At 41.0% G+C, this 21,971-nt stretch carries 21 protein-coding genes; 2 read left to right on the plus strand and 19 right to left on the minus strand.

The features are described 5' to 3' along the window. Nucleotides 1-76 precede the first annotated feature (76 nt). The 15 genes from murD to DET59_RS04025 form a co-directional block, all read right to left on the minus strand. Nucleotides 77-1,426, minus strand: a complete 1,350-nt coding sequence (gene murD, locus DET59_RS03955; protein WP_113968303.1) for a UDP-N-acetylmuramoyl-L-alanine--D-glutamate ligase — start codon at nucleotides 1,424-1,426, stop codon at nucleotides 77-79. Next, nucleotides 1,427-2,401 (minus strand): phospho-N-acetylmuramoyl-pentapeptide-transferase, encoded by a 975-nt coding sequence (mraY, locus tag DET59_RS03960; protein ID WP_113968468.1) that lies wholly within the window; start codon nucleotides 2,399-2,401, stop codon nucleotides 1,427-1,429. Nucleotides 2,402-2,403: 2 nt separating this feature from the next. Next, nucleotides 2,404-2,814 carry a hypothetical protein gene (locus DET59_RS03965; RefSeq protein ID WP_113968304.1) on the minus strand — a complete coding sequence of 137 codons (411 nt, stop codon included), beginning with the start codon at nucleotides 2,812-2,814 and terminating at the stop codon, nucleotides 2,404-2,406. A gap of 2 nt (nucleotides 2,815-2,816) precedes the next feature. Further along, on the minus strand, nucleotides 2,817-4,277 hold the full coding sequence (locus DET59_RS03970) for a UDP-N-acetylmuramoyl-L-alanyl-D-glutamate--2,6-diaminopimelate ligase (RefSeq protein ID WP_113968305.1): 1,461 nt from the start codon (nucleotides 4,275-4,277) through the stop codon (nucleotides 2,817-2,819). A 219-nt stretch (nucleotides 4,278-4,496) separates the two neighbouring features. Continuing rightward, the gene (locus tag DET59_RS03975) at nucleotides 4,497-6,413 is read right to left on the minus strand and encodes a stage V sporulation protein D (RefSeq protein WP_258549561.1); all 1,917 of its coding nucleotides are present in this window, start codon (nucleotides 6,411-6,413) and stop codon (nucleotides 4,497-4,499) included. 229 nt (nucleotides 6,414-6,642) lie between these two features. Next, complete coding sequence (locus DET59_RS03980; RefSeq protein WP_113968307.1) at nucleotides 6,643-8,838, minus strand: penicillin-binding protein; 2,196 nt, start codon at nucleotides 8,836-8,838, stop codon at nucleotides 6,643-6,645. Beyond that, on the minus strand, nucleotides 8,838-9,206 hold the full coding sequence (ftsL, locus tag DET59_RS03985) for a cell division protein FtsL (protein ID WP_113968308.1): 369 nt from the start codon (nucleotides 9,204-9,206) through the stop codon (nucleotides 8,838-8,840). The genes DET59_RS03980 and ftsL overlap by 1 nt, the downstream gene beginning before the upstream one ends. 25 nt (nucleotides 9,207-9,231) lie before the next feature. After that, complete coding sequence (gene rsmH, locus DET59_RS03990; RefSeq protein WP_113968309.1) at nucleotides 9,232-10,167, minus strand: 16S rRNA (cytosine(1402)-N(4))-methyltransferase RsmH; 936 nt, start codon at nucleotides 10,165-10,167, stop codon at nucleotides 9,232-9,234. A gap of 37 nt (nucleotides 10,168-10,204) precedes the next feature. Next, a complete protein-coding gene (mraZ, locus tag DET59_RS03995; RefSeq protein WP_113968310.1) occupies nucleotides 10,205-10,636 on the minus strand; it encodes a division/cell wall cluster transcriptional repressor MraZ in 432 nt (143 codons plus the stop codon). A 250-nt stretch (nucleotides 10,637-10,886) separates the two neighbouring features. Next, nucleotides 10,887-12,506, minus strand: a complete 1,620-nt coding sequence (bshC, locus tag DET59_RS04000) for a bacillithiol biosynthesis cysteine-adding enzyme BshC (RefSeq protein WP_113968311.1) — start codon at nucleotides 12,504-12,506, stop codon at nucleotides 10,887-10,889. 90 nt (nucleotides 12,507-12,596) lie between these two features. Continuing rightward, entirely contained in the window at nucleotides 12,597-12,983 is a 387-nt protein-coding gene (locus DET59_RS04005; RefSeq protein ID WP_113968312.1) for a DUF3397 domain-containing protein, read from the minus strand. 1 nt (nucleotide 12,984) lies between these two features. After that, nucleotides 12,985-13,881 carry a 2-dehydropantoate 2-reductase gene (locus DET59_RS04010; RefSeq protein ID WP_113968313.1) on the minus strand — a complete coding sequence of 299 codons (897 nt, stop codon included), beginning with the start codon at nucleotides 13,879-13,881 and terminating at the stop codon, nucleotides 12,985-12,987. Nucleotides 13,882-14,018: 137 nt separating this feature from the next. Then, a complete protein-coding gene (locus tag DET59_RS04015) occupies nucleotides 14,019-15,560 on the minus strand; it encodes an acyl-CoA carboxylase subunit beta (protein ID WP_113968314.1) in 1,542 nt (513 codons plus the stop codon). Between the two features lie 85 nt (nucleotides 15,561-15,645). Continuing rightward, entirely contained in the window at nucleotides 15,646-15,861 is a 216-nt protein-coding gene (locus tag DET59_RS04020; protein WP_113968315.1) for a biotin/lipoyl-binding carrier protein, read from the minus strand. A 76-nt stretch (nucleotides 15,862-15,937) separates the two neighbouring features. Further along, nucleotides 15,938-17,287 carry an acetyl-CoA carboxylase biotin carboxylase subunit gene (locus tag DET59_RS04025; RefSeq protein ID WP_113968316.1) on the minus strand — a complete coding sequence of 450 codons (1,350 nt, stop codon included), beginning with the start codon at nucleotides 17,285-17,287 and terminating at the stop codon, nucleotides 15,938-15,940. 231 nt (nucleotides 17,288-17,518) lie between these two features. Between DET59_RS04025 and DET59_RS04030 the strand changes: the two genes are divergently transcribed. Then, complete coding sequence (locus DET59_RS04030; protein WP_113968317.1) at nucleotides 17,519-17,995, plus strand: N-acetyltransferase; 477 nt, start codon at nucleotides 17,519-17,521, stop codon at nucleotides 17,993-17,995. A 52-nt stretch (nucleotides 17,996-18,047) separates the two neighbouring features. Here the strand turns inward: DET59_RS04030 and DET59_RS04035 are convergent, their stop codons facing one another. The 4 genes from DET59_RS04035 to DET59_RS04050 form a co-directional block, all read right to left on the minus strand. Continuing rightward, nucleotides 18,048-18,671: an RsfA family transcriptional regulator gene (locus DET59_RS04035; protein WP_113968318.1), complete on the minus strand. Its 624-nt coding sequence runs from the start codon at nucleotides 18,669-18,671 to the stop codon at nucleotides 18,048-18,050. A gap of 138 nt (nucleotides 18,672-18,809) precedes the next feature. Further along, nucleotides 18,810-19,568, minus strand: coding sequence for an enoyl-CoA hydratase/isomerase family protein (locus DET59_RS04040; protein WP_113968319.1), 759 nt, complete (start codon nucleotides 19,566-19,568; stop codon nucleotides 18,810-18,812). A gap of 134 nt (nucleotides 19,569-19,702) precedes the next feature. After that, nucleotides 19,703-19,876, minus strand: a complete 174-nt coding sequence (gene rpmF / locus DET59_RS04045) for a 50S ribosomal protein L32 (protein ID WP_044337494.1) — start codon at nucleotides 19,874-19,876, stop codon at nucleotides 19,703-19,705. A 64-nt stretch (nucleotides 19,877-19,940) separates the two neighbouring features. Next, nucleotides 19,941-20,483 (minus strand): YceD family protein, encoded by a 543-nt coding sequence (locus DET59_RS04050; protein ID WP_113968320.1) that lies wholly within the window; start codon nucleotides 20,481-20,483, stop codon nucleotides 19,941-19,943. A gap of 239 nt (nucleotides 20,484-20,722) precedes the next feature. Here DET59_RS04050 and DET59_RS04055 point away from each other — a divergent pair, with 239 nt between their 5' ends. After that, entirely contained in the window at nucleotides 20,723-21,934 is a 1,212-nt protein-coding gene (locus DET59_RS04055) for a nucleotidyltransferase (protein ID WP_113968321.1), read from the plus strand. The last annotated feature ends 37 nt before the right edge of the window (nucleotides 21,935-21,971 follow it).

Here is a 21,971-nt window from a genome sequence, read left to right on the forward strand (position 1 = left end):
CGAGCAAGGAAACTACTTATCTTGGATTGGTATGCTGGTTGTTAAAGTATGGATGCTCTTTATGGACAAGCCCTTATTAAAGCTTATGCACCGCTTCAATAAAAATGTCACCACGTTCTTCAAAAGTTCGATATTGATCCCAACTTGCACATGCTGGGGATAGTAACACAACATCTCCCTCTTCGGCATGTCCAAAAGCAACAGGAACTGCCTTTTCAACATTATCGACAGGAATAATGGTTTGTATCCCTGCCTTTTCTCCTGTTTTCACGAACTTCTCAGACGTTTCCCCGAAGGTGATCAACGTTTTTACATTCTTCAAATATGGAATCAGGTCATCAAAATCATTTCCACGGTCCAAGCCTCCAGCAAGCAGGATCGTAGGACCCTCAAACGCATGAAGAGCACTTTTCGTTGCCAGGCTATTCGTTGCTTTCGAATCATTATAAAACTTTACACCCTTCACTTCCCTGACAAATTGCGTTCGATGCTTCACCCCCGTAAAGGTGCCGAGGACCTTCTTAATACTTTCATTTGGCACTCCATAGATTTTACACGCCGCAACCGCACAAAGGATATTCTCCAGGTTATGGGCACCAGGTAATACAATTGAATCAACTTCAACAACCAACTCATCTTTGAAATAGACTGCCCCGTTTTTAATATAGGCCCCTTCCGCTACTTCTTTCTCCGTTGAAAATGGAATCAATTGCGCTTTTGTAAAGGCAACTGAATCTTTCACATGCTCTTGATCAGCATTAAAGATGAGATAATCATGTTGTGTTTGATTTTTCGTTATATTGGATTTCGCTTTCCAGTATTCATTCAGGTTTCCATGGTAATCCAGATGGGCATCATATAAATTCGTTATGATGGCAATATGAGGAGCGAATTCTTCGATCCCCATCAGTTGGAAAGATGAAAGCTCAACTACCATTTTTTCATTTTCTTTCGCTTCCTGGGCTACTTCAGAAGCGACCGTTCCGATATTTCCTGCAATAAGAGGCTTTTGATCGGCCTCTTTAAGCATTTCAAACAGAAGTGTCGTCGTCGTGGTTTTTCCATTTGTTCCTGTAATCCCGATCAATTCTGCCTCAGAAATTAAGTAGGCAAGCTCAACTTCTGTCAGGACGGGTATGTTCTTTTCGATTGCTTTCTTAATCAATGGGTTGTTATAAGGTATACCTGGATTCTTAATCACATACTGAAAACCTTCATCAAGAAGTTCGATGGGATGACTTCCGCAAATCACTTTAATACCTTCCTGAAGAAGCCCTTGAGCTTCCGGGTTTTCAGCTAAGGGCTTTTGATCGTTCACCGTTACAAATGCTTCTAACTTATGTAGAAGAGAGGCAGCACTTACCCCACTTTTTGCTAATCCTAATACAAGAACTTTTTTATGTTTGAACTTCGTTATCTTCTTCAATTATAACCACACCTCAATATAGATTCCTAAAACGGCAAATAGCAAACCGACGGTCCAAAACGTTACAACGACCCGCCATTCAGACCAACCGACTAACTCATAATGGTGGTGCAACGGGCTCATTTTGAATATTCGCTTTCCAGTTGTCTTAAATGATGCGACCTGTAAGATGACGGATAGTGTCTCGATGACAAATACTCCACCAATAAGAATTAAGATGATTTCCAATTTGGTTAAAATGGCAATCGTCGCGATCGCTCCACCTAATGCTAAAGATCCTGTATCTCCCATAAATACTTTAGCAGGATGGGCATTGAATACTAAGAATCCGAGTACCGCCCCGACTACTGCCACTCCGAATATCGCGACATCATACTGGGATTGATTCCAGGCTAATACGGCTAGTGCACCAAAAGCAATGGCGCTCGTTCCTGATACTAATCCATCTAATCCATCCGTTAAATTGACAGCATTTGAAAATCCTACAAGCCAAAAGATAATGAATAAACAATAAAACCAACCTAATTCAAATGAAAAATCCGTTAAAGGAATCGAAACTGTAGTCGGAAAGTCATTTTGCTTAAAGATTAGATAAAAAATGACAGAGATGACAATCTGACCTAAAAGCTTTTGCTTGGATGTGAGTCCTAAGTTCCTCTTCATTACCACTTTAATAAAGTCATCAAGGAAGCCTAATAGCCCAAAACCGACGGTCACTAGAATCATTAAATAGGTTTCAGGACCAGGCTCTGAATATTTACCAGTCATGACAAATGTGGTAATCACGATGGAGACCAGGAAGACAATTCCACCCATTGTAGGTGTGCCTGTCTTTTTCTGGTGAGACTGAGGTCCTTCATCACGGATACTCTGCCCAAACTTCAATCTTCTCAGGAAAGGGATGAAAACGGGGGCAAGCAATACTGTTACAAGAAATGCCATAATGATTGTAAAAAAGATCACTTGTTCCATCATCATCATTCCCCTCCCTTTCCGTTACCGGATTCGCTCGATGATACGTCTGTTACTTGGTTTTGTTCAGATTCGCTGTTAAAAATAAACTTCGTCATAATTTCCCACTTTTCTTGATTGTAATTTTGTGTGTAATCCTCTAGTAAGTCAATGTAAGCTTTATAAACATCTTCAACCATAAACAATGGAAAGTGGTTCGGAACAAATGAAGGTACTTCTTCATTCTTCGGCCAAAGTGAAGCAATCGCTCCTAAATCAATACTTTCGAAAAGGTTTATTTCATCACCAAAAGGGACATATAGTCCCTTCTCCATTCCCATACTAGTTGAATTTGAAACTACTAGAAACGTAAAGCCGGGTAGATGTATTCCTGATGTTTCAGGAAATAATTTCTTTACATCATCATAAAAGAGCATTCTTACATCCCCTTTATGATTTGTCTGGCCACTTCGCGGTCATCGAAATCGTATACGTTGTTTCCTATAATTTGATAGGTTTCATGACCTTTCCCGGCGATCAGGACAATATCGTCAACTTTTGCAAGACTTAAAGCCTCTTTAATTGCTTCTTTCCGATCAACTATTAATTGATACTGTTTGCCGACCACTCCAGATTCCATATCCCCAAGTATACTTTCAGGATCCTCCGTTCTTGGGTTATCAGAGGTGAAGATAGCAAAGTCCCCGTATTCACAGGCAATCTCTGCCATTATAGGCCGCTTAATCTTATCACGGTCTCCTCCACACCCGACCACCACAATAACCTTTCCCTTGGTAATCGATTGTATGGTTTCTAATACATTTTTCAAACCATCCGGAGTGTGTGCGTAATCAACAATAACCGAGAAAGGCTGGCCTTCAGAGATCGTTTCAAACCGGCCCCTGATTCCATGTGCTCTCTCCAGGCTCCTTACGCTGTCCTCGATGGGTATACCTGCTGCACTGGCTGTTGCAATCGCAGCCAAAGCGTTATATACATTAAATTGCCCCGCTAAATTTAATACCATCTCTTTTTCTCCAAATGGTGAAACGAGTGTAAAAGCGGACTTTGTTGCTTTCAGGACAATATCTCTGGCATAGAAGTCAGCAGAAGGAGACAGACCATATGTAAATACATGTGCGGCCGTTGCTCTGATAAAAAAATCAGCTGCTTCATCGTCTTTATTAATGATGGCGTATTTGGGGGATTTCTTAAAATAAGTATTCCCTAATTGTGAAAACAATAAGCCTTTTGCATTTCGGTAATCGTCCATGGATTTGTGATAATCCAGATGATCCTGAGTCAGGTTTGTAAACACGGCAATATCATAGTCACAGCCGTGAACCCGTCCCTGATCTAACGCATGTGAAGAGACTTCCATGATCGCACTTCGTACCCCTTTATCACAAAACTGTTTAAACGTTTGTTGGAGCGTTAAGCTGTCAGGAGTCGTATTATGACTTACTTGTAACTCATCCCCCACTTTTATGTGCATTGTACCGATTAAACCGGTCTTCATCCCACAGTGTGTAAGCACCTGGTCAATCAGATGGGTGGTCGTGGTTTTCCCATTTGTGCCTGTCACCCCTACCAACAAAAGCTGGTGGGAGGGCTGCTTATAGAAGTAGTCGGCTAGAATGGCCATTGCTTTCTTCGTATCCGGTACGATAATAACCGGCACGTTTGCTTCTATGCTCCTCTCAGAGAGAATCGCAGCTGCACCGTTCTTCTCTGCCAGTGGGGCCAGTGAATGGCTATCAATCTCTAATCCGTTAATACAGATAAATAAATCGCCATTTTTCACTTTCTTATGGTGGTTAGCGATGTTTGAAATAGCTGGATTCCCTTCACCCTCTACTGAGAAAAACGGCAGTACTTCCAGCAAAGTGTGCAATCTCATCTTTTCAACTCCTCACAGGTAGAAAGCAACCTTTTTATATTTTACAAAAAAATGCGTATGAAAGCTATAAACCTTTTAACTTAGTTCATTATGAATATGAGAAAATGGCACTCTGCCACACTAATTAAAGAAAAACGGGGCTCCCCTTACGGATATAAAGCCCCCGGCATAAATAAAAAGTATATCACAAATACACCATCATGTTGACTTACTTCCAAATCATTCCGAAAGATACACCCTCACTTTGGAGCCTTGCTTGATCTTCACTCCCGGATCAGGAGATTGACTGACCACTTTATCTCCACTTCCACTTACATCCAGATTAAGATTCACTAGCTGCTGCTGTAACTCTTTTTTCGTTAAACCAACTAAGTCAGGGGTTTCAATTAATGGAATATCGGTCCACGTCATCTCTTTCTCGATTTGACCTTTACGTTTTGGTACTCCCATTGCTTCTAAACTATCGCCTATGATACTGCCTCCAATAGGTGCAGCTACGACTCCACCGAATTGAATGGTGCCTTTCGGGTTATCGACAGCCACGTACACGACAATTTCAGGGTCATCCGCAGGCGCTATTCCCATAAAGGAAACGATGTGATTGTTTTCTAAGTATTTACCATCCTTTGCTTTTTGAGCGGTTCCCGTTTTCCCGCCTACCCGATAACCATCTACAAAAGCTTTCTTACCGCTCCCTTTCGCTACAACACTTTCCAATGCTTCACGAATCTGTTTTGAAGTTTCTTCCGAGATGACCCTCTTCTTCATTTGAGGGGTCTTTCTCATCACCACTTCTCCAGTTGAAGGGTCAATCAACTCCTTAGCGATATACGGTTGATACAGGATCCCTCCATTGACGGCTGCTGATACAGCCGCTACCTGTTGAATCGGCGTGACGGCAACCCCCTGACCGAAGGCGGTCGTAGCTTGTTCTACAGGACCGACTCGATCAAGATTAAAGAGAATCCCTTTCCCCTCTCCTTGAAGATCAATGCCGGTCTTTTGTCCAAAACCAAAATCATGAATATAGCTGAATAGTTTTTCTTTCCCTAATCTCTCACCTAACTCGACAAATCCCGGGTTACATGAATTTTGGACCACTTCCAAAAATGTTTGGGTTCCATGTCCTCCGCGCTTCCAACAATGAAGGGTGGATCCCGAAACTTCAACATGGCCGGGATCATGGAACTTTTCTTTATAAAGATCCACCTTATTTTCCTCCAGCGCAGCAGCGAGAGTAATGATCTTAAACGTCGAACCAGGTTCGTAAGTGCTCCAAATCGGTAAATTCCGGTTATATATTTCCTGGGGTACATTCCGGAAATTCGCCGGGTCAAAGGTCGGCCTGCTTGACATCGCCAATATCTCGCCATTTTTGGGGTTCATAGCAATGGCGATAATTCCATCGGGGTTGTAAGTCGCTTGAGCAATATCCAATTCACGCTCCACGATGGTTTGGACTTTCGTATCAATCGTAAGCTTTAAATCCAAGCCATTTTCCGGTTTTTCAAAGTCATCTGCCATATCAGGCATTCGCTTTCCTTTTGCGTCGGAGAAAAATTTAACATACCCTTTATCACCACTAAGCTCCTCATCATATGACAATTCAAGCCCCATCAGCCCTTGATTATCAATTCCCGCGAAGCCAAGCACATGGGATAAATAACTGCCGTATGGATAATAACGTTTAGAGTCTTCGCCTAAGTAAACCCCTTTTAAATTCAGGTCCCTGACCTCTTTTGCCTTTTCATATGAGATCTTTCTAGCTTCTTTAATCAACACCATACTGTCTCTCTGTGTAACATATTTATATGCAGATTCTACTGAAATATTAAGAACAGCTGCCAGTTTATCCGCTGTTCCTTTAGGATCTGTGATTTGTCTCGGAACGACAAATATCGTCGGGGCACTTTGGTTTCCAGCTAGTTCTACCCCATTACGGTCTACTATTTTCCCTCTCTCCGGTTGAAATGGGATATTCCGACTCCATGAGTCTTTTGCTAAACTTGTAAGCCAGTCCCCTTTAAAAAACTGAACATACCCCAGCCTTATATCAATAATGGAGAAAATCAGGACTCCTACTACAAGCGCTACCGCTAACCTTTTCCTTACCGTTACATTGGATACTCTTTTCACTAATGGAACCTCCCCTTCTATGGCTCGTTCCATTATATGCTTGTACTTATTTGGGTATGTTTGAAATCCATGAAAGGATGAGGGAGGCGTAATCATTCACGTCAATTTTTATCGATTGTTCCCATAAGAAAAGGGCGACTTCGATGTGAATGGCACTCGAACCTAAATCGGTTCAAAAGAGATCGATTCGGGTTCGAGTGAGTCACATACATAAGTCAGCCCTATTTATTTAGTTCAGCGGTGGTTCTTCCGTATTTTCATCTTGCTGTACTTGTTCTTCCGGAGTACTAAAATTAACCACTAGAGGCTCTTCTTTTCCCACAGGAACCCCCGGTTGAATATTTTGACTGACAGCATAGCCGTTTCCAACCATATTGATTTTCAGACCTGCAAGATTTGCCACTTTAAAGACATCCCTTACAGACCATCCCTTCATATCCGGAATCGTGGTGTCTCCATCGGATTTGATTACGACTCTTTCCCCTTGCAGAATATCACTGCCTGCTTGCGGCAATTGCTTTTCTACTTTAGAGCCATTACCGACCACAACAGGTGCAGCACCTGCTGCCTCCAGAGCTTTCTTTGCTTCTTCTATACTCATTTCCTTCGTATCGGGAAGCGTCAACTTTTTCAAGCTCACTTTTTCCTGAGGTTTAATGTTTAAGTACTTTAGGCTATTCTGCATAACCGGTCTGAAAATAGCCGATACAGGGTCAGACCCTATTTCACTATTCTCCAACTCAGGCTGTTGAACACCGACATAAACAATTAGCTCAGGATCTTCAATAGGTGCCATGCCCATGAATGAAAAAAGATAGTTTTCTTTTCCTCTCATGTATTGCCCCGTTTCTGGATCAGGAATCTGGCCGGATCCAGACTTTCCTCCAACACGATAACCTTCAATAGCAAATCTCGTACCTGTACCATCTTCTGAAGTAACCGTTGTTTCGAGATATTCTCTCGTCTTTTCAGCCGTTTCTTTTGAAATGGGTTTCCCTGCTACTTCAGGTTTTGTTTCTTTGATGACTTCCTTTGAATTCGGGTCGACTATTTTAGAGATCACATAAGGTTTCATCATTTCACCATTATTCGCTATTGCAGATTCTGCCTGAATCATTTGAAGTGGAGTAACGGTGGTACCTTGCCCAAAAATGGTCGTATACTTTTCAATTGGATAATGATAAAGAATAGATCCGGACGCCTCATTCGGTAATCCGACATCGGTTGCTTTTCCGAATCCAAACTCATGCAAGTAATCTTCGTACTTCTTGAAACCGATTTTATCCAAAAGGTTCGCAAATGCCACATTAGAAGATCTCTGGACCCCTTCTAAATAGGAAATCGTCCCCCAACCTTCCCCTCCATTGTGATCTCTGATGGGATTAGGGACATTTTCAACATAATATTTACCTGATTCATACAGTTCATTGGGATTGAACTTTCCTTCATTCACAGCCGCTGCAAGAGAAAAGGACTTCATTGTGGAGCCGGGTTCGTATGTATCCTCCACGATGATATTCGTCCAGTTATCCAATAAACCTTCTCTCGAATCCGGGTGGAATGTCGGCCTCTGTGACATTGCTAGAATTTTCCCGGTTTTCGGGTCTGATACGATGGCAAACATTTTTTTAGGTTTATATTTTTTCTGGACTTCATTCATTGCCTCTTCTAAGAACGTTTGAATTTTTTTATCGATGGTTAAATAGATGTCATCCCCATCTTGGGGAGCGGTAACATGCTCATCAGCGTTAGGGAGTAAATATCCCCAAACATCACTCTTATATTCCACCGAACCGTCCTTACCACTTAACACATCATCAAAACTTGCTTCCACACCCATTTTTCCTACTGTTTTGGAATCACCATTATCCGCAGTGGTTTTTTGTGCAAAACCTATAAGATGAGATGCGAATGAGCCATTAGGATAAAAGCGCTTTGCTTCTTTCCTGAATGTGATTCCAGGTATGTTTTCCTCTTTAATCTCGAGCATCATTTGATGAGATAGATCTCTCCCTGCAGAACCAAATTCGACCTGATACTTTCCATCTTGATTAAGGCGGTCATATATTTTGCTCTCCTCCATATCAAGGTATGGTGCCAGAGCTTTTGCTGTTTTTCGGGGATCTGTTACATGCTTAGGCTTTTTCGGATCACTCGTGATGCTCGGATTTAATATGGCTACGAGCGTATAGGCAGAAGTATCCTCGGCAATGACTTCACCTTTCCCGTCAAAAATCGTCCCCCTGTGAGCTTCTAAAATTTGACTTTTTATATATTTTTTTGCCGCTTGTGATGCCAGGACTTTACCTTCAGCTTCCCCTGTGACCTGAATCGTGACAAAGCGAACCATTAATACAAAAAAGAGCAAGCCGAAAAATCCGAAAAGGATGGCTGCCCCTATGTTCATACTTGGTCTTTTTTTCATTACTGTTCAACAACCTTAACGTTCTTTTCTTTCAGATTAAGTCCAAGCTCTTTCGCTTTTTCAAGAATACGCTCATACGTACTAAGCTCACTTACTTGAAGCTTAAGGTCATTATTCGCCTTTTCCTGCTTTTCAATGGTTGATTCAACGTGCTGAACATCTTTATTCACATCATAGATGGCAGCTTGTGTTGTCACAATCTGAACGGCTAAGAAGCAAAATACCGCTGTGAAAATGGCTACAAGGATCTTTTCCCCCGGTGTAATGACGGATCTTCTCTCTTCACTAAGGCGCTTAGGATTGGCTTGAACGGATTGATTGGTTTTCTCAACTTTTTGCTGCTCGTACTTTCTGGCTAAGTTACTCAAAATTCTCCCTCCTGTTTCCTTCTATTTATATATTTTTTTCTGCGATTCTTAATTTAGCTGACCTAGCGCGGTTATTTTCTTCTAATTCGTCATCACTAGGCAGGATCGGTTTTCTCGTTACAAGCTTCAGTTCTGCTTCATAACCCTCAGGAATAATCGGTAATCCCGGAGGCAGGTCAGGTCCTGATGCCTTCTCCTTGAACATCGTCTTACAAATGCGATCTTCGAGGGAATGGAATGTAATCACGCTCACTCTTCCTCCCTTATGGAGAAGCTCTATCGCTTGTTCAAGTGAGTCTTCAAAGGCTCCCAGTTCATCATTGACGGCAATTCGTATGGCTTGAAAGACTCTCTTAGCAGGATGACCGCCTTTTCGTCTTGCAGGGGCCGGAATACCATCCTTAATGAGATCGACTAGTTCACTCGTTGTTTCAATCGCCTTTTTGTCACGTGCCGCTTCAATTTTTCTCGCAATTTGCTTAGAGAACTTTTCTTCTCCATATCGGTAAAAAATACGAACCAAATCTTCAAACGACCAATGATTAACCACATCGTAAGCCGTTACGTCACCTTGCAAGTCCATTCTCATATCGAGAGGAGCATCATGGTGATAACTGAACCCTCTTTCCGGAGTATCCAGTTGAGGCGATGACACACCAAGGTCGTATAAAATCCCGTCCACACTATGTACTCCAAGTTGTTCAAGTTCTTCCTTCAGATTCCGGAAATTTGATTGAACGAATGTAACTCTATCCTGATAGGATGAAAGCTTTTCTTTTGCGTGGTTGATGGCTGTTTCATCCTGATCGAAGCAATACAGATGCCCCTCAGGTGATAACTGGCTTACGAGGTACTCGCTATGCCCTGCTCCACCCAGAGTACAATCTACATAGACTCCATCTTCTTTAATATCCAGACCATCCACCGTTTCTTTTAATAATACAGTTGTATGTTTAAACATGTTGACTTCACCTTTCCAATCGAACGTTTTGTGGGGGTTAAATATCAAACCCAACCATCTTTTCTGCAAGCTCAGCAAATGAATCTTCAGACTGTGTGAAATAGTCTTCCCATAATGATTTACTCCAAATCTCAATTCGATTGGAAACTCCTAAAATAATGCATTCTTTATCTAATTGTGCATAATTCACAAGTGTAGCAGGAATATTCACCCTACCCGTTTTATCTAATTCGCTCTCAGTTGCTCCCGAGAAGAAGAATCGAGTGAAGGCACGGGCATCTTTTTTTGTCAGTGGTAGGGCTTTGAGCTTGTCTTCAAGAGCTCGCCACTCGTCCATGGGATAACCAAATAAACATTGATCCAACCCTCGGGTGATGACAAATGAATCTCCGAGGTGATCACGGAACTTGGCAGGTACGATTAAACGGCCTTTATTATCAATGTTATGTTGATATTCGCCCATGAACATATGCACTGCCCCCACTTTCTAACACAAATGTACCACATCCCCCCACTTTTCTCCACTCTTTTCTAAATTCTTTACTTGCAAAATATTTCCTCTATTTTTCATTAGTGTTTTTCTCTCTTTTCCAGACAATTTTCCTTAGGTGAAATTTGTCTTTATCCAACGTAAAAAGGACCTAATTCGCAATATAAAACGAATTAGGTCCTTTTATTTTTTTGCTTGTCGAGACTATGAATATCGTACGAGTCTTCCATTAGATATAGACCACTTTGTGAGTCCCATCAAATGTGAATTCAAGAAGTGTCAGGTCTTCCACAAAATGAGGTCCGTATTTGTTTAAGAAATAAAGGACATTCCACGTTCTTTCCTGTGGGCCTTCATTTGGCCTGATACTGTTTTCCACCTTCATGAATTGATTAAAAGTTAATGAATTCTTATCCTTCAAGGCTTTGTCCACTTTGTTGCGCAGATAATCGAATTGACTCAAGTGGAATTCAAGATTCTTATCAATGATCGGATGTAACCCCTGATCAATACTAACTGCCTGTTCGCGAATCTTTTCATATTTACGCTGCAGTTCTTCCTGAATTTCCTTCATTTCAAACTCTAAATCAGGGCGCTCGAGGGATTTCCAAAATGCATCACGAGCCGTGGAAACTCCTTCTGTAATCACTCCATGCAGAGTCAATTGAAGATCTTGGATTCTCTTCTCTATTTCTCGTTCCACTATGGTTATATTTAACCTTGGGACAACCGGAGGCATTTTCAAGTCCACATATTCAAAGGCTTTTTTCAATTCACCCCAATAGGCAATTTCACCAGGGCCAGCCACAAATGCGAGTGTTGGAAATAACCATTCTTGCATCATGGGTCTGGTGACAACATTATTGCTGAATGATTCCGGACTTTCATCCAGAATGGAAAGTAGTTCAAGATTGGAATAGGCTTTACCGCTATTCTTCTCAAAGAACTTATTACCTTCTCTTTCTAACAAAGCACGTTCATCCTGAAGCTGGATAAATAGATTAGCGGCTAATGGGGAAATGTCCAATTGAGTTCCATACCCATTTTTCCGGATTTCTTCTTGTTGCTCAAGCACCTTATCCGTGATGGATTGACTGTTTTCAATCAAATGGTGAAAATGTCTTGATTCAAGCTTCCTTAATCGGGGATAAGCAGAATCGATGACCAATAATCCGAAATCTTTGAATAAGCTCATCACGAAATGGGCAAAGAATCGAACAATATCCTCTTCTTCGTCAATCATTTTAGTCAGGTCGGATGCCAGCTGTTTTGTATGCTCTGTTTCTCCCAGTATTACTAATATATCATCAAGCCATTTCTTCATGACTGTTTTTTCATACGTAATATGAGAGGTCATTTTCTTTTCTGTTATTCTTTCCGGATACCCGACTTTATCAAGCTTTGATCCTTTTTCAACGTAAATATGATTCACTTCTTGATAATCATGATCTTCACCCGCAATCCAAAAAACAGGTACAACAGGATGCTTTAACTCAGCTTCCTGTTGCCTGGCTAGTTGAATGACCGAAATGATTTTATGTATGGTGTAGAGTGGACCAGTCATTAGACCGGCCTGTTGCCCAGCGATGACGGTTACGGCATCGTTTCTCAATTTCCCCAACGATTCTTCTACCTTTTCAGATGACGGCAATGACTTCATATAAGAAGATATACATTCTGCAAGATCCTCTCTCTGAAACTGACGGGAAGCCAAATCTTTCATCCGGTCAGAATAGACGGAAGAACTGTTTACATTATAGTGAAAAAAAGAAGTGACTGGCTCTTCTTGTTTTAAGTATTGAGAGGCGAACTTATTTATTGCTGGAATGTTTAAGCTTTCCACTTCCATTTGAATGACTCCTTTTCTAGCACTTTATATCCTAACGATGAGTATATCATTACACATGAAGAAAAGGAAAAAACTTGCCTGTTGTTTTTTCTAATATAAATCCAGAATACGGAGGATCAGTCCTGTGATCATCAGTGTTATATAAGCCGTAAAGAATAACAGAAAGTTCAGTCGCCAGAAACCTCTCAGCACCTTAGGGTAGTGTATCTCACCCTTCGCTTTCCAGTATAGGATGGCAAATAGAACTCCAATGGAGCAAATGATAAGGAAGATCAGCCATAGGTATGAGGTTTGCCAAATGGCAATGACGATGAAGTGAACTGAGACGATTAATAAAAAGGTTGTAACATCTATGGCCAGATGAACGGCTTTCCGATGGTTCTTCATGATCTCTTTCGCTAGAATGAAACTGATGAAATATCCCAAAAATGGGATTAACACAAATATGGCAATGATGGTAGAAAAAATTGAAGCCATTTTATCCCCCCAGACCTTCTCGTTCAATTCCTTTAACTAATCTGTATACTACATTCATGATGGGTACAAAATGGTGTTCTCTTTGTGCTTTTTCCAGAAGAACGCCTAAGATAGACTCTATTTCTGTTTTCCTTTCAGATTCAATGTCTTTTAGCATGGAAGACCTGTTTTCGTATGTATTATTGCAAATCTCCACCACCCCTTCAAAGGAAACATTTCTTTCCATATGAGGATATAGGAGAAGCAGTTCTTGGAATAAGTCCCTTTGTAATTGATGAAGATGCGGGTTCTCAACCAGCTTCCCGTTCCTTACCCGGGTTAAAGCAGTCAGAGGGTTGATGAGTACATTGACGAATAACTTAGTTAGGAGCATTTCCTCAAAGTCTTGTTTTAATAAAAATGGAAAAGAAGGAATACTCTGTGATACTAATTCTTCTACAGCTCCCCATTCTCCTTTAATTAAAGCAAGATTTGTCTTCCCTACTCCTAAATGATGGAGCACGTGGTCGTTTTCTTTCAGAGCGCCATGCTCTACGGAACCCGCTAGTAAATTGTGGTGGGGCAAAGATTCCACCCATTCCAGATGTCCAATTCCATTCTGAAGAAATAATAGGGGTTGATTCTTATCCATAAGCTCCAACACTTTCTCCAGGGGTTTTAAATCATATTCCTTCACTGCCACAATGACGAAGTCAAACTTCATGGAAACTTCCGTAAGAAGATCAGAGTCGACTCGCGTTGTGAATGAAGAGCCTCCTTTATGTACAGTTATCCCGTTCATTAACAGACTCTGTAACTGTAGCTCTCTCCTAACAATAAGAGTGACATCAAACTTTTGGCCCAAATACCCTGCAAACAAAAGCCCAACTGCTCCTCCTCCAATGATTCCTATTTTCATAATGACTCCTTACTCGTACATGTTTTTAAGAATAGTTTACCAAATTTTCGGCAACTAGAAAACCATAGGCTAAAAGAATCACCCTTCACTCGAAAGAAAAGACCCGTCCCAAAGGAACGAGCCATACATAACCTTGTTTAAACAGGATATACGGGATGTTTTCTTTCACTAAATTGAACATCTTTCGTTTCATAAAGTTTATAACGTTGAATTAATACGGAACGCAACTCATTCGGTGCTGTAATTTCATCTACAATTAATTCCGATGCCAATTTATAAATATCGATATGCTCTTTATATTCCTTCTGCTTTTCTTGAACATATTGAATTCTCTCTTTTGGATCTTCGATAGCTTGTATCTTATTTGAATAAACCGCATTTACGGCTGCTTCCGGTCCCATTACAGCAATTTGGGCTGTAGGGAGGGCAATACAAACATCCGGATCAAAAGCTGGACCTGCCATTGCATATAGACCCGCGCCATATGCTTTTCTTACAATGACAGATATCTTCGTAACCGTTGCAGAGCTCATGGCTGCTATCAACTTTGCTCCATGGCGGATGATCCCGGCTCTCTCCACTTTTGTCCCTATCATAAACCCAGGCACATCGGCCAGGAATAATAACGGAATATGGAAGGCATCACATAACTGGATGAATTTCGCCCCCTTGTCCGCAGAATCATGGAATAGGACTCCTCCCTTTACCTTCGGCTGGTTGGCAATGATTCCGACCACTTTACCATCCATGCGCCCGAAGCCCGTGATTAATTCAGGAGCGAAAAGTTTTTTCATTTCAAAGAAACTTCCTTCATCAATTAATGTATCGATGCAATCGTACATATTAAAAGGGGCATTTTGATGTTCCGGGATAATGTCTTCCAACAGCTTCTCATGCTTAGGAGCGAGACCTTCCTTAACGGCAGGCTTGTGCTGATAATTCGCTGGGAAATAACTTAAATATCTCTTCGCTTCTTCAATCGCTTCCTCTTCAGATGCTGCAAGAAGATCTCCACATCCACTGACAGTGCAGTGCATTCTTGCACCACCCATTTCTTCAAGCGTTACTTTCTCACCGATCACTTTCTCTGCCATTCGAGGAGAACCAAGGTACATAGACGCATTCCCATCAACCATGATCACTATGTCACAAAAAGCAGGGATATACGCCCCACCAGCTGCTGAAGGACCAAAAAGAACGCAAATTTGCGGAACCATTCCTGACATTTTCACTTGATTGTGAAAGATTTTACCTGCCCCACGCCGATTAGGGAACATATCTAACTGATCGGTAATACGAGCTCCGGCCGAATCTACTAAATAAAAGATAGGCACTTTTAAATTCAGCGCGGTTTCTTGAATCCGAATGATTTTCTCAACGGTTCTCGCTCCCCATGATCCCGCTTTAACTGTGGAATCATTCGCCATTACGCAAACAGTCTGGCCTCCGACCTTCCCGATTGCCGTTACGACTCCATCCGCCGGCAGATCTTCTGCCTTATTGTTTGCAAACATACCATCTTCTTGATAATCCCCATTATCAAATAATTGTTGAAGTCGATCACGAACAAACATCTTTTTCTGTTCTTTCAATTTCTCATGATATTTCGGCTGACCACCCGAAGTAATCCTTTCTCTCGTTTGTTCGAGAGTGTTGATGATCGTTTTAGATGTCGACATAATATCCCCTCCGTCGTTTTATGTAAATGCGTAAACAAGTCAGAGATGAACACATCATCTCTGACTTAATGTCTGCATACTCGGGTTAACCTTCAATAACGAGTAATACATCCCCTTCATTGACAAAATCCCCTACACTCACTTTAATTTCAGAAACCTTCCCTCCCGTTTCAGCTTCAACGGGGATTTCCATTTTCATTGATTCTAGCATTAAGACAGTATCTCCAACAGACACCTCTCCACCTTGTTCTACCAGTACGTTTAAAACCGTTCCTGCCATTGATGATGTAATTTCCTTCATGATTGATTCCTCCAGTTTGTTCTCTTATAGTTGAATTCTTTACAGACACTACCTTAATGTGCTGCATTTATTGTTCTTACGTTTGGTTGGCCGTTAAAAAGTCCTGTAGCCATTTCGTTGTATAAGTTCCTTCAATAAAGCCTCTATCTTCAATGATATCCTTGAAGAGAGTGACATTTGTTTTAACCCCTTCAATGTTTACCCCTTCAAAGAAGAGCTTGGCTTTATGTAACGCGTCCTTACGGTCATCTCCTTTGATGATGCATTTAGAGATCATCGGATCATAGAAAGGAGTGACTTTATTCCCCTCTTCATAACCGCTGTCTATTCGAACATCATCCCCATTACCCCATCGTAAGGTCGTTAACTGACCTGGAGACGGGTAAAAAGTCTTTGGATCCTCAGCATATACCCTGAACTCAATGGCATGACCGTTTACATGGATTTCCTCCTGTTTGCTTAGAGGAAGAGGCTCTCCAGAAGCTACCAAAAGCTGCCACTTCACTAAATCCAATCCCGTGATGGATTCAGTGACCGGATGCTCCACTTGAAGTCGTGTATTCATTTCCAAAAAATAAAAATTTTCCTCATCATCAACGATGAACTCCACTGTTCCAGCATTCGTATAGTCTACTGCTTTACCAGCTTGGATGGCAGATGCAAACATTTTCTCCTTCGTTTCTTGAGAAAGGCCTGGGGAAGGTGATTCTTCTATCACTTTTTGGTTTCTTCTTTGCACAGAGCAATTACGCTCAAAAAGATGCACCAAATTCCCATGATGATCTCCAAAGATTTGTACTTCAACGTGTCTCGCATTTTCAATACATTTCTCAAGAAAGACTTCCTCTTTCCCGAAATAGGCTTTAGCCCGGTTTTTAGTAGAATCGAAGCTTTGAACGAGCGCTTGCTCATTTTCACAGCGAATCATACCGATTCCACCGCCTCCACCACTGGCCTTCAACATAACGGGATAACCAATTTCATTTGCTACACTCTTGGCAGCATCAATGGTGTCCACTCCTCCATCACTTCCAGGAACGACTGGTACGGATGCATCTTGCATCACTCTTCTAGCCTCTACCTTGTCTCCCATCTTTTCGATGATATCATGAGCTGGCCCAATAAAGGAGATGCCTTCTTCTGCAACTCTTCTGGCAAAGTCCGCATTTTCTGATAGGAGACCATATCCGGGATGGATTCCATCCACTTTTTCCTTTTTCGCTACATCGAGTATATTGTCCGCTACCAAGTATGAGCGGTTCACCTGTGATTCACCTATGCGGTGAGCAATATCCGCTTCTTTAACAAAGGGCATATCCTGATCTGCATCGGAATAAACCGCGACTGTTTGAATGTTTAATTGTTTACAGGTTTTAATAATTCTTGAAGCAATTTCTCCCCTATTTGCAATTAGAATCTTCTGCACAATCTCTCCCCTTTCTTTATAGAACACATCTGTTCATATTACGAATTCTACAAAAATCGTCGAATTCCTTCTTCTTTATTGTAAACGTTTTCTTAATTAAGTGCAGAATTTTTTGTTTATTTGTTATATAATAATAATAAATACTTGCTTGATCACACGATCAGTTGCAAACGGATACATGATTCATCATGTTTTCCAGATTTATTTTTCAGCAATTTAGGAGGTCATACGATGGCAGTGAAAGTGGAGAAATTAAAAGTAAACTATAAAACTCTCGAAGAGTTTAAGAAATTTAAAGAATATGGTGTCCAGGAATTATCCATGCTGGAAGACTTACAAGCAAATATTATTGAAAATGACAGTGAATCACCATTTTACGGAATTTACTTTGGCGATACGCTGGTTGCCAGAATGAGTTTGTACCAGCGCAATGCCCGATTTGATCAGTACTTCGATCCACCCCAAAATTACTTGGAGCTATGGAAGCTTGAAGTATTACCAAAATATCAAAACAAAAGCTATGGAAAAATGCTGGTAGAATTCGCAAAAAGCTTAGGTTTACCCATTAAAACAAATTCCCGTATCAAATCCCAGGGGTTCTGGGAGAAAATGGGCTTCGAAGCCGTAACATACGAAGTGGAAAGAGATTTAGGCGAAAATCCATACGTATGGTTCCCTGAAGGTGTCACAGAACAGAAAATCAGCTAATACAAACCCAAAGATAGGCTGGCTAAAGATATTAGCCAGCCTATCTTTCTCTTCATTTATTCAACCGCTGAAGGTTACCGTTTTTATCCATTTGAAACTTTACCTTGTCTTCATTTCCTTGCAATAGAGCCATTTTCCTTGCTTTTTCAAAAATAGCTAACAATGACTTATGATCTTCTTCAAGGAGATTAAATTTTGCTTCGTATTCTTTCAACTCCTCTTCAACCTCTTGAAGCTTCTCTTTCAATAAAGAGATTTGTCCATGGAGCTGAGTATTTTCATTCCTTACTTTTTCCCCATTTCGAACGGCTTCCTCTGCTTTTTGAAGATAATTTATCATGCTTCCCATTGAAAACACTTCGGGAACTTCAAGCTCCGAGGAACTCTCCACTGGTTGTTTCGGCACTTCCTGCTTTTCCTCGTTTGCCTTAACGATTGGAGAATATTTCTTAGACTGCTTTCTCTGTTTTTTAGCCAGTTCGATTCCAGATTTATATTGTTTGCGAACAAATGAGTTCCAGCGAAAGCCGCAGGCTGCTGATGTTCTAGATAGTTTTCTTCCTACCTCTTCAAACGCTTGAAGCTGGGTACCGCCTTCTCGTATATGACGTAATACCACTTCCGCTAACAATACATCTTCATCTTGACTCCATGCATCCTGTCGATTCGAAGACATTTCCATCCCCCCTGTAAGATCAGTTTATCCATACATATGCTCTTACTAGAGAAGATAGAATCTGCACCACTATTTTTTTAAGCATACAAAAAGGAACAGGGAGTCAATCTTCACCTGTTCCTTTTTGTTATGTTTCACTTATTTTTCAAAGAATTTGTCCACTGCTTCATGGTGCTCATCACTTGCCCAGAGCTTAGCACATTGTCTTATTTCCTTCCCGATATTCTCTTCTATTCTTTTTTTATCCCATCTCTCAAGGAGCTGCTGCTTATATGCCTTCAATACCCCCTCTGATTTCAATGAGATCATTTTAATGAGGGGAATTTCATGGGGTGGCATGATGTCATCCACTAACTCATCCACGAACCCTATATCATGAAGGAATTCTGCTTCTTCTACCCTGGCTGTCATCAGGAGTGAAAGCGCATTTGACACTGAAATCCTCTCAAGAAGTAAGGTTCCGCCTCCCCAGCCAGTGGTAATGGCTAGATTCCCTTGGACGAACCCCATTTTCGCAGTTCTTTTAGCAATTCTAAAATCACATGCCGTTGCGATCTCACATCCGCCGCCAATTGCCGTTCCATTTATAAAGGCGATCGTGGGCTTTGGCAGAAAGGCAAGCCTCGTAATGAGTCCCCCCATTTTACTGAGCATTTCATAACTTTCACTCTCTGTCTTAAGGTTATGAAATTGAGTCAAGTCCCCACCGGAGCAAAAAGCCTGATCACCACTTCCCGTTATAAGGAGTGCTTTCACGTGATCATTATACATACACTCGTTTAAAGCTTTTTCGAGTCCCTCCATAATTTCATAACTGACTGCATTCCGTTTCCCGGGGCGGTTGATGATAAACTGCAGTATTCCACCTTTGTTCATATGTATGATATATTCTCCCACTTTAAAGACCCCTCCTGTCTTACTTATAGTGTATGGTTTTCTGTATGGGATGAACAGGTCTTTCTTGAAAATGACAATAAAAAAAGCGTGAAGAGCCATGGCCTCTTTCACGCTTTTTTCGGGTGTAAACAATATTATTTGTTTACAACTTCTTTACCTTTATACGTTCCGCACTCTTTACAAACACGGTGTGCTAGTTTCATTTCACCACAGTTTGGGCATGCTACCATACCAGGTACACGTAGTTTGAAGTGTGTACGACGTTGTCTTTTTGCTGTTTTAGATGTTCTTCTAAAAGGTACTGCCATTCTTCCCACCTCCTTAAAAGAGATTCATACTCATTATGAAGCCAGTCGAACTGGTACTTCGCTTTTAAGATTTCTTGTTTTGATCAAGAAGTTTTGCTAAGTCAGCGAGGCGAGGATCAACTTTCTTCTCTTCCTCTTGTTCGACTTGATAAGCTTGTTCTTCCGTCATTACTTCCCAGTTCTTACCAGAAGGCATCTCATCTTGTTCTCTCGCTTCATCACTGATTACTTGCATCGGAATCTCAAGTAATAGTAATTCTCTAATAGCCGGTTTTAAATCAATAACATCACCTTGAATACGATGTACTTCCTCTTCACCATACTGATCATAATCAGCTTCATTTAGAAGATACGTTTCAATCGTATTAATGTCAACTGGTAAATCAACATCCACAAGGGTTCTTGAGCAAGGTAATACTAACTTTCCTTCTATATGGAGATGGAAAGTGACGCGGTTTGAACCGATATCTGCCTTTCCGGACACTCGAATAGGTGAGACTTCTATAATTTGGGGATCGATTTCTTTCAATTCATCCAAATTAATTGTTTCGTCAATGGAAAGTCCCTTGTCTCTAAATTTTTGTAATTGTATTATTGACCATTTCAATGTAATCACCTCAAGGCAACAAAGGTAATTATAGCTTTCATAATACCGTTTGTCAATATTTTTTCTTTACACTCTTTACAACCATAGTGTTGTAATTATAACGTTTAAATATAAGGACTTTCAAATATTTTATAATATTAGTTATGATTATGTCATAAAAGGGGAGAATCTATATCATTTCCTTATATAATGATTTACATAGCAGATAGTTTTGACTTAGAAAGGATGTGGAGAATTTCATGAAAGCAACAGGTGTAGTAGTAGAATATAACCCCTTTCATAATGGTCATTTACATCATTTAAGGGAAACGAGGAAGGCAACTGGCGCTGATATAGTGGTTGCGGTTATGAGTGGGCATTTCCTGCAGCGTGGTGAGCCTGCGCTGGTCTCTAAATGGTCCCGCACCAGAATGGCTTTAGAAGCAGGGGTTGACGTCGTAATTGAACTTCCCTATTGTTTTGCCACTCAGCATGCTGAGATTTTTTCGAGGGGAGCCATTTCACTCCTTGATTCCATAGGCTGTGAGAGTTTTTGTTTCGGCAGCGAGGATGGGGATATTGATACTTTTGAGAAAACGGTCGTATTCATTGAAGAGAATCGGGAGCGATATAATACATATATTAGTGGGTTTATCCGGGAAGGCATGAGCTATCCTTCCGCCCTTGCTAAAGCCTTTCAAACACTAGGGAACGGAGACTCCGTTATCGATTTAAGTAAACCGAATAATATACTGGGGTTTCATTATATGGAAGCTAGAAACCAGATTCACTCGTCACTTAAAGCGTACACCATTACAAGGGAAGCTGCCGGGTACCATGATCAACACTTCTCTTCTCCTTCAATTGCAAGTGCAACAAGCATAAGGAATAATATATTCAGTAGCGAGGGTGACCATAAGATTGATTCTTATCTCCCGTCGACCTCCGTTGATCAGTTAACTCAGTACCAACTCGAGTATGGAGGATTCCATCGTTGGGAAAATTATTGGACGATTTTGCAGTATAAGCTTCTTTCCTCGTCCAAAGAGGAACTGAAGGAGATATATGAAGTAGAAGAAGGGATAGAAAATCGGATGAAGGAGTGTGTTACAACCTCGACTTCCTTTGAAGAATTCATGACGAAGCTTAAAACAAAGCGCTATACATGGACACGCCTTCAACGAATGCTCCTGCATATTCTGACGAATACCCGCAAGGAAGAGATGCGTAACAGACACGCCTCCCCAAGCTATATCCGCCTGCTTGGAATGAATAAAATGGGAAGGGAATTTCTCCATTCTAAGAAAAAAGAAATGCCCTTGCCTTTAATCAGTAAGCTTTCAAGTGCTAATCAAAGTGATATAGAATTAGATGTTAGAGCCGCTGAAATATTTTCATTAGGTTTAAAAAATGCGTCAGCCCGAAAAAAATCGCTACATCAGGAATGGTCTCAACCGCCTGTAATGATATAAAAAAATAGAAAGAGGCTGACCTAAGACAGCCTCTTTA

It is taken from the genome of Rossellomorea aquimaris (assembly GCF_003315075.1).
Lineage (GTDB): Bacteria > Bacillota > Bacilli > Bacillales > Bacillaceae_B > Rossellomorea > Rossellomorea aquimaris_C.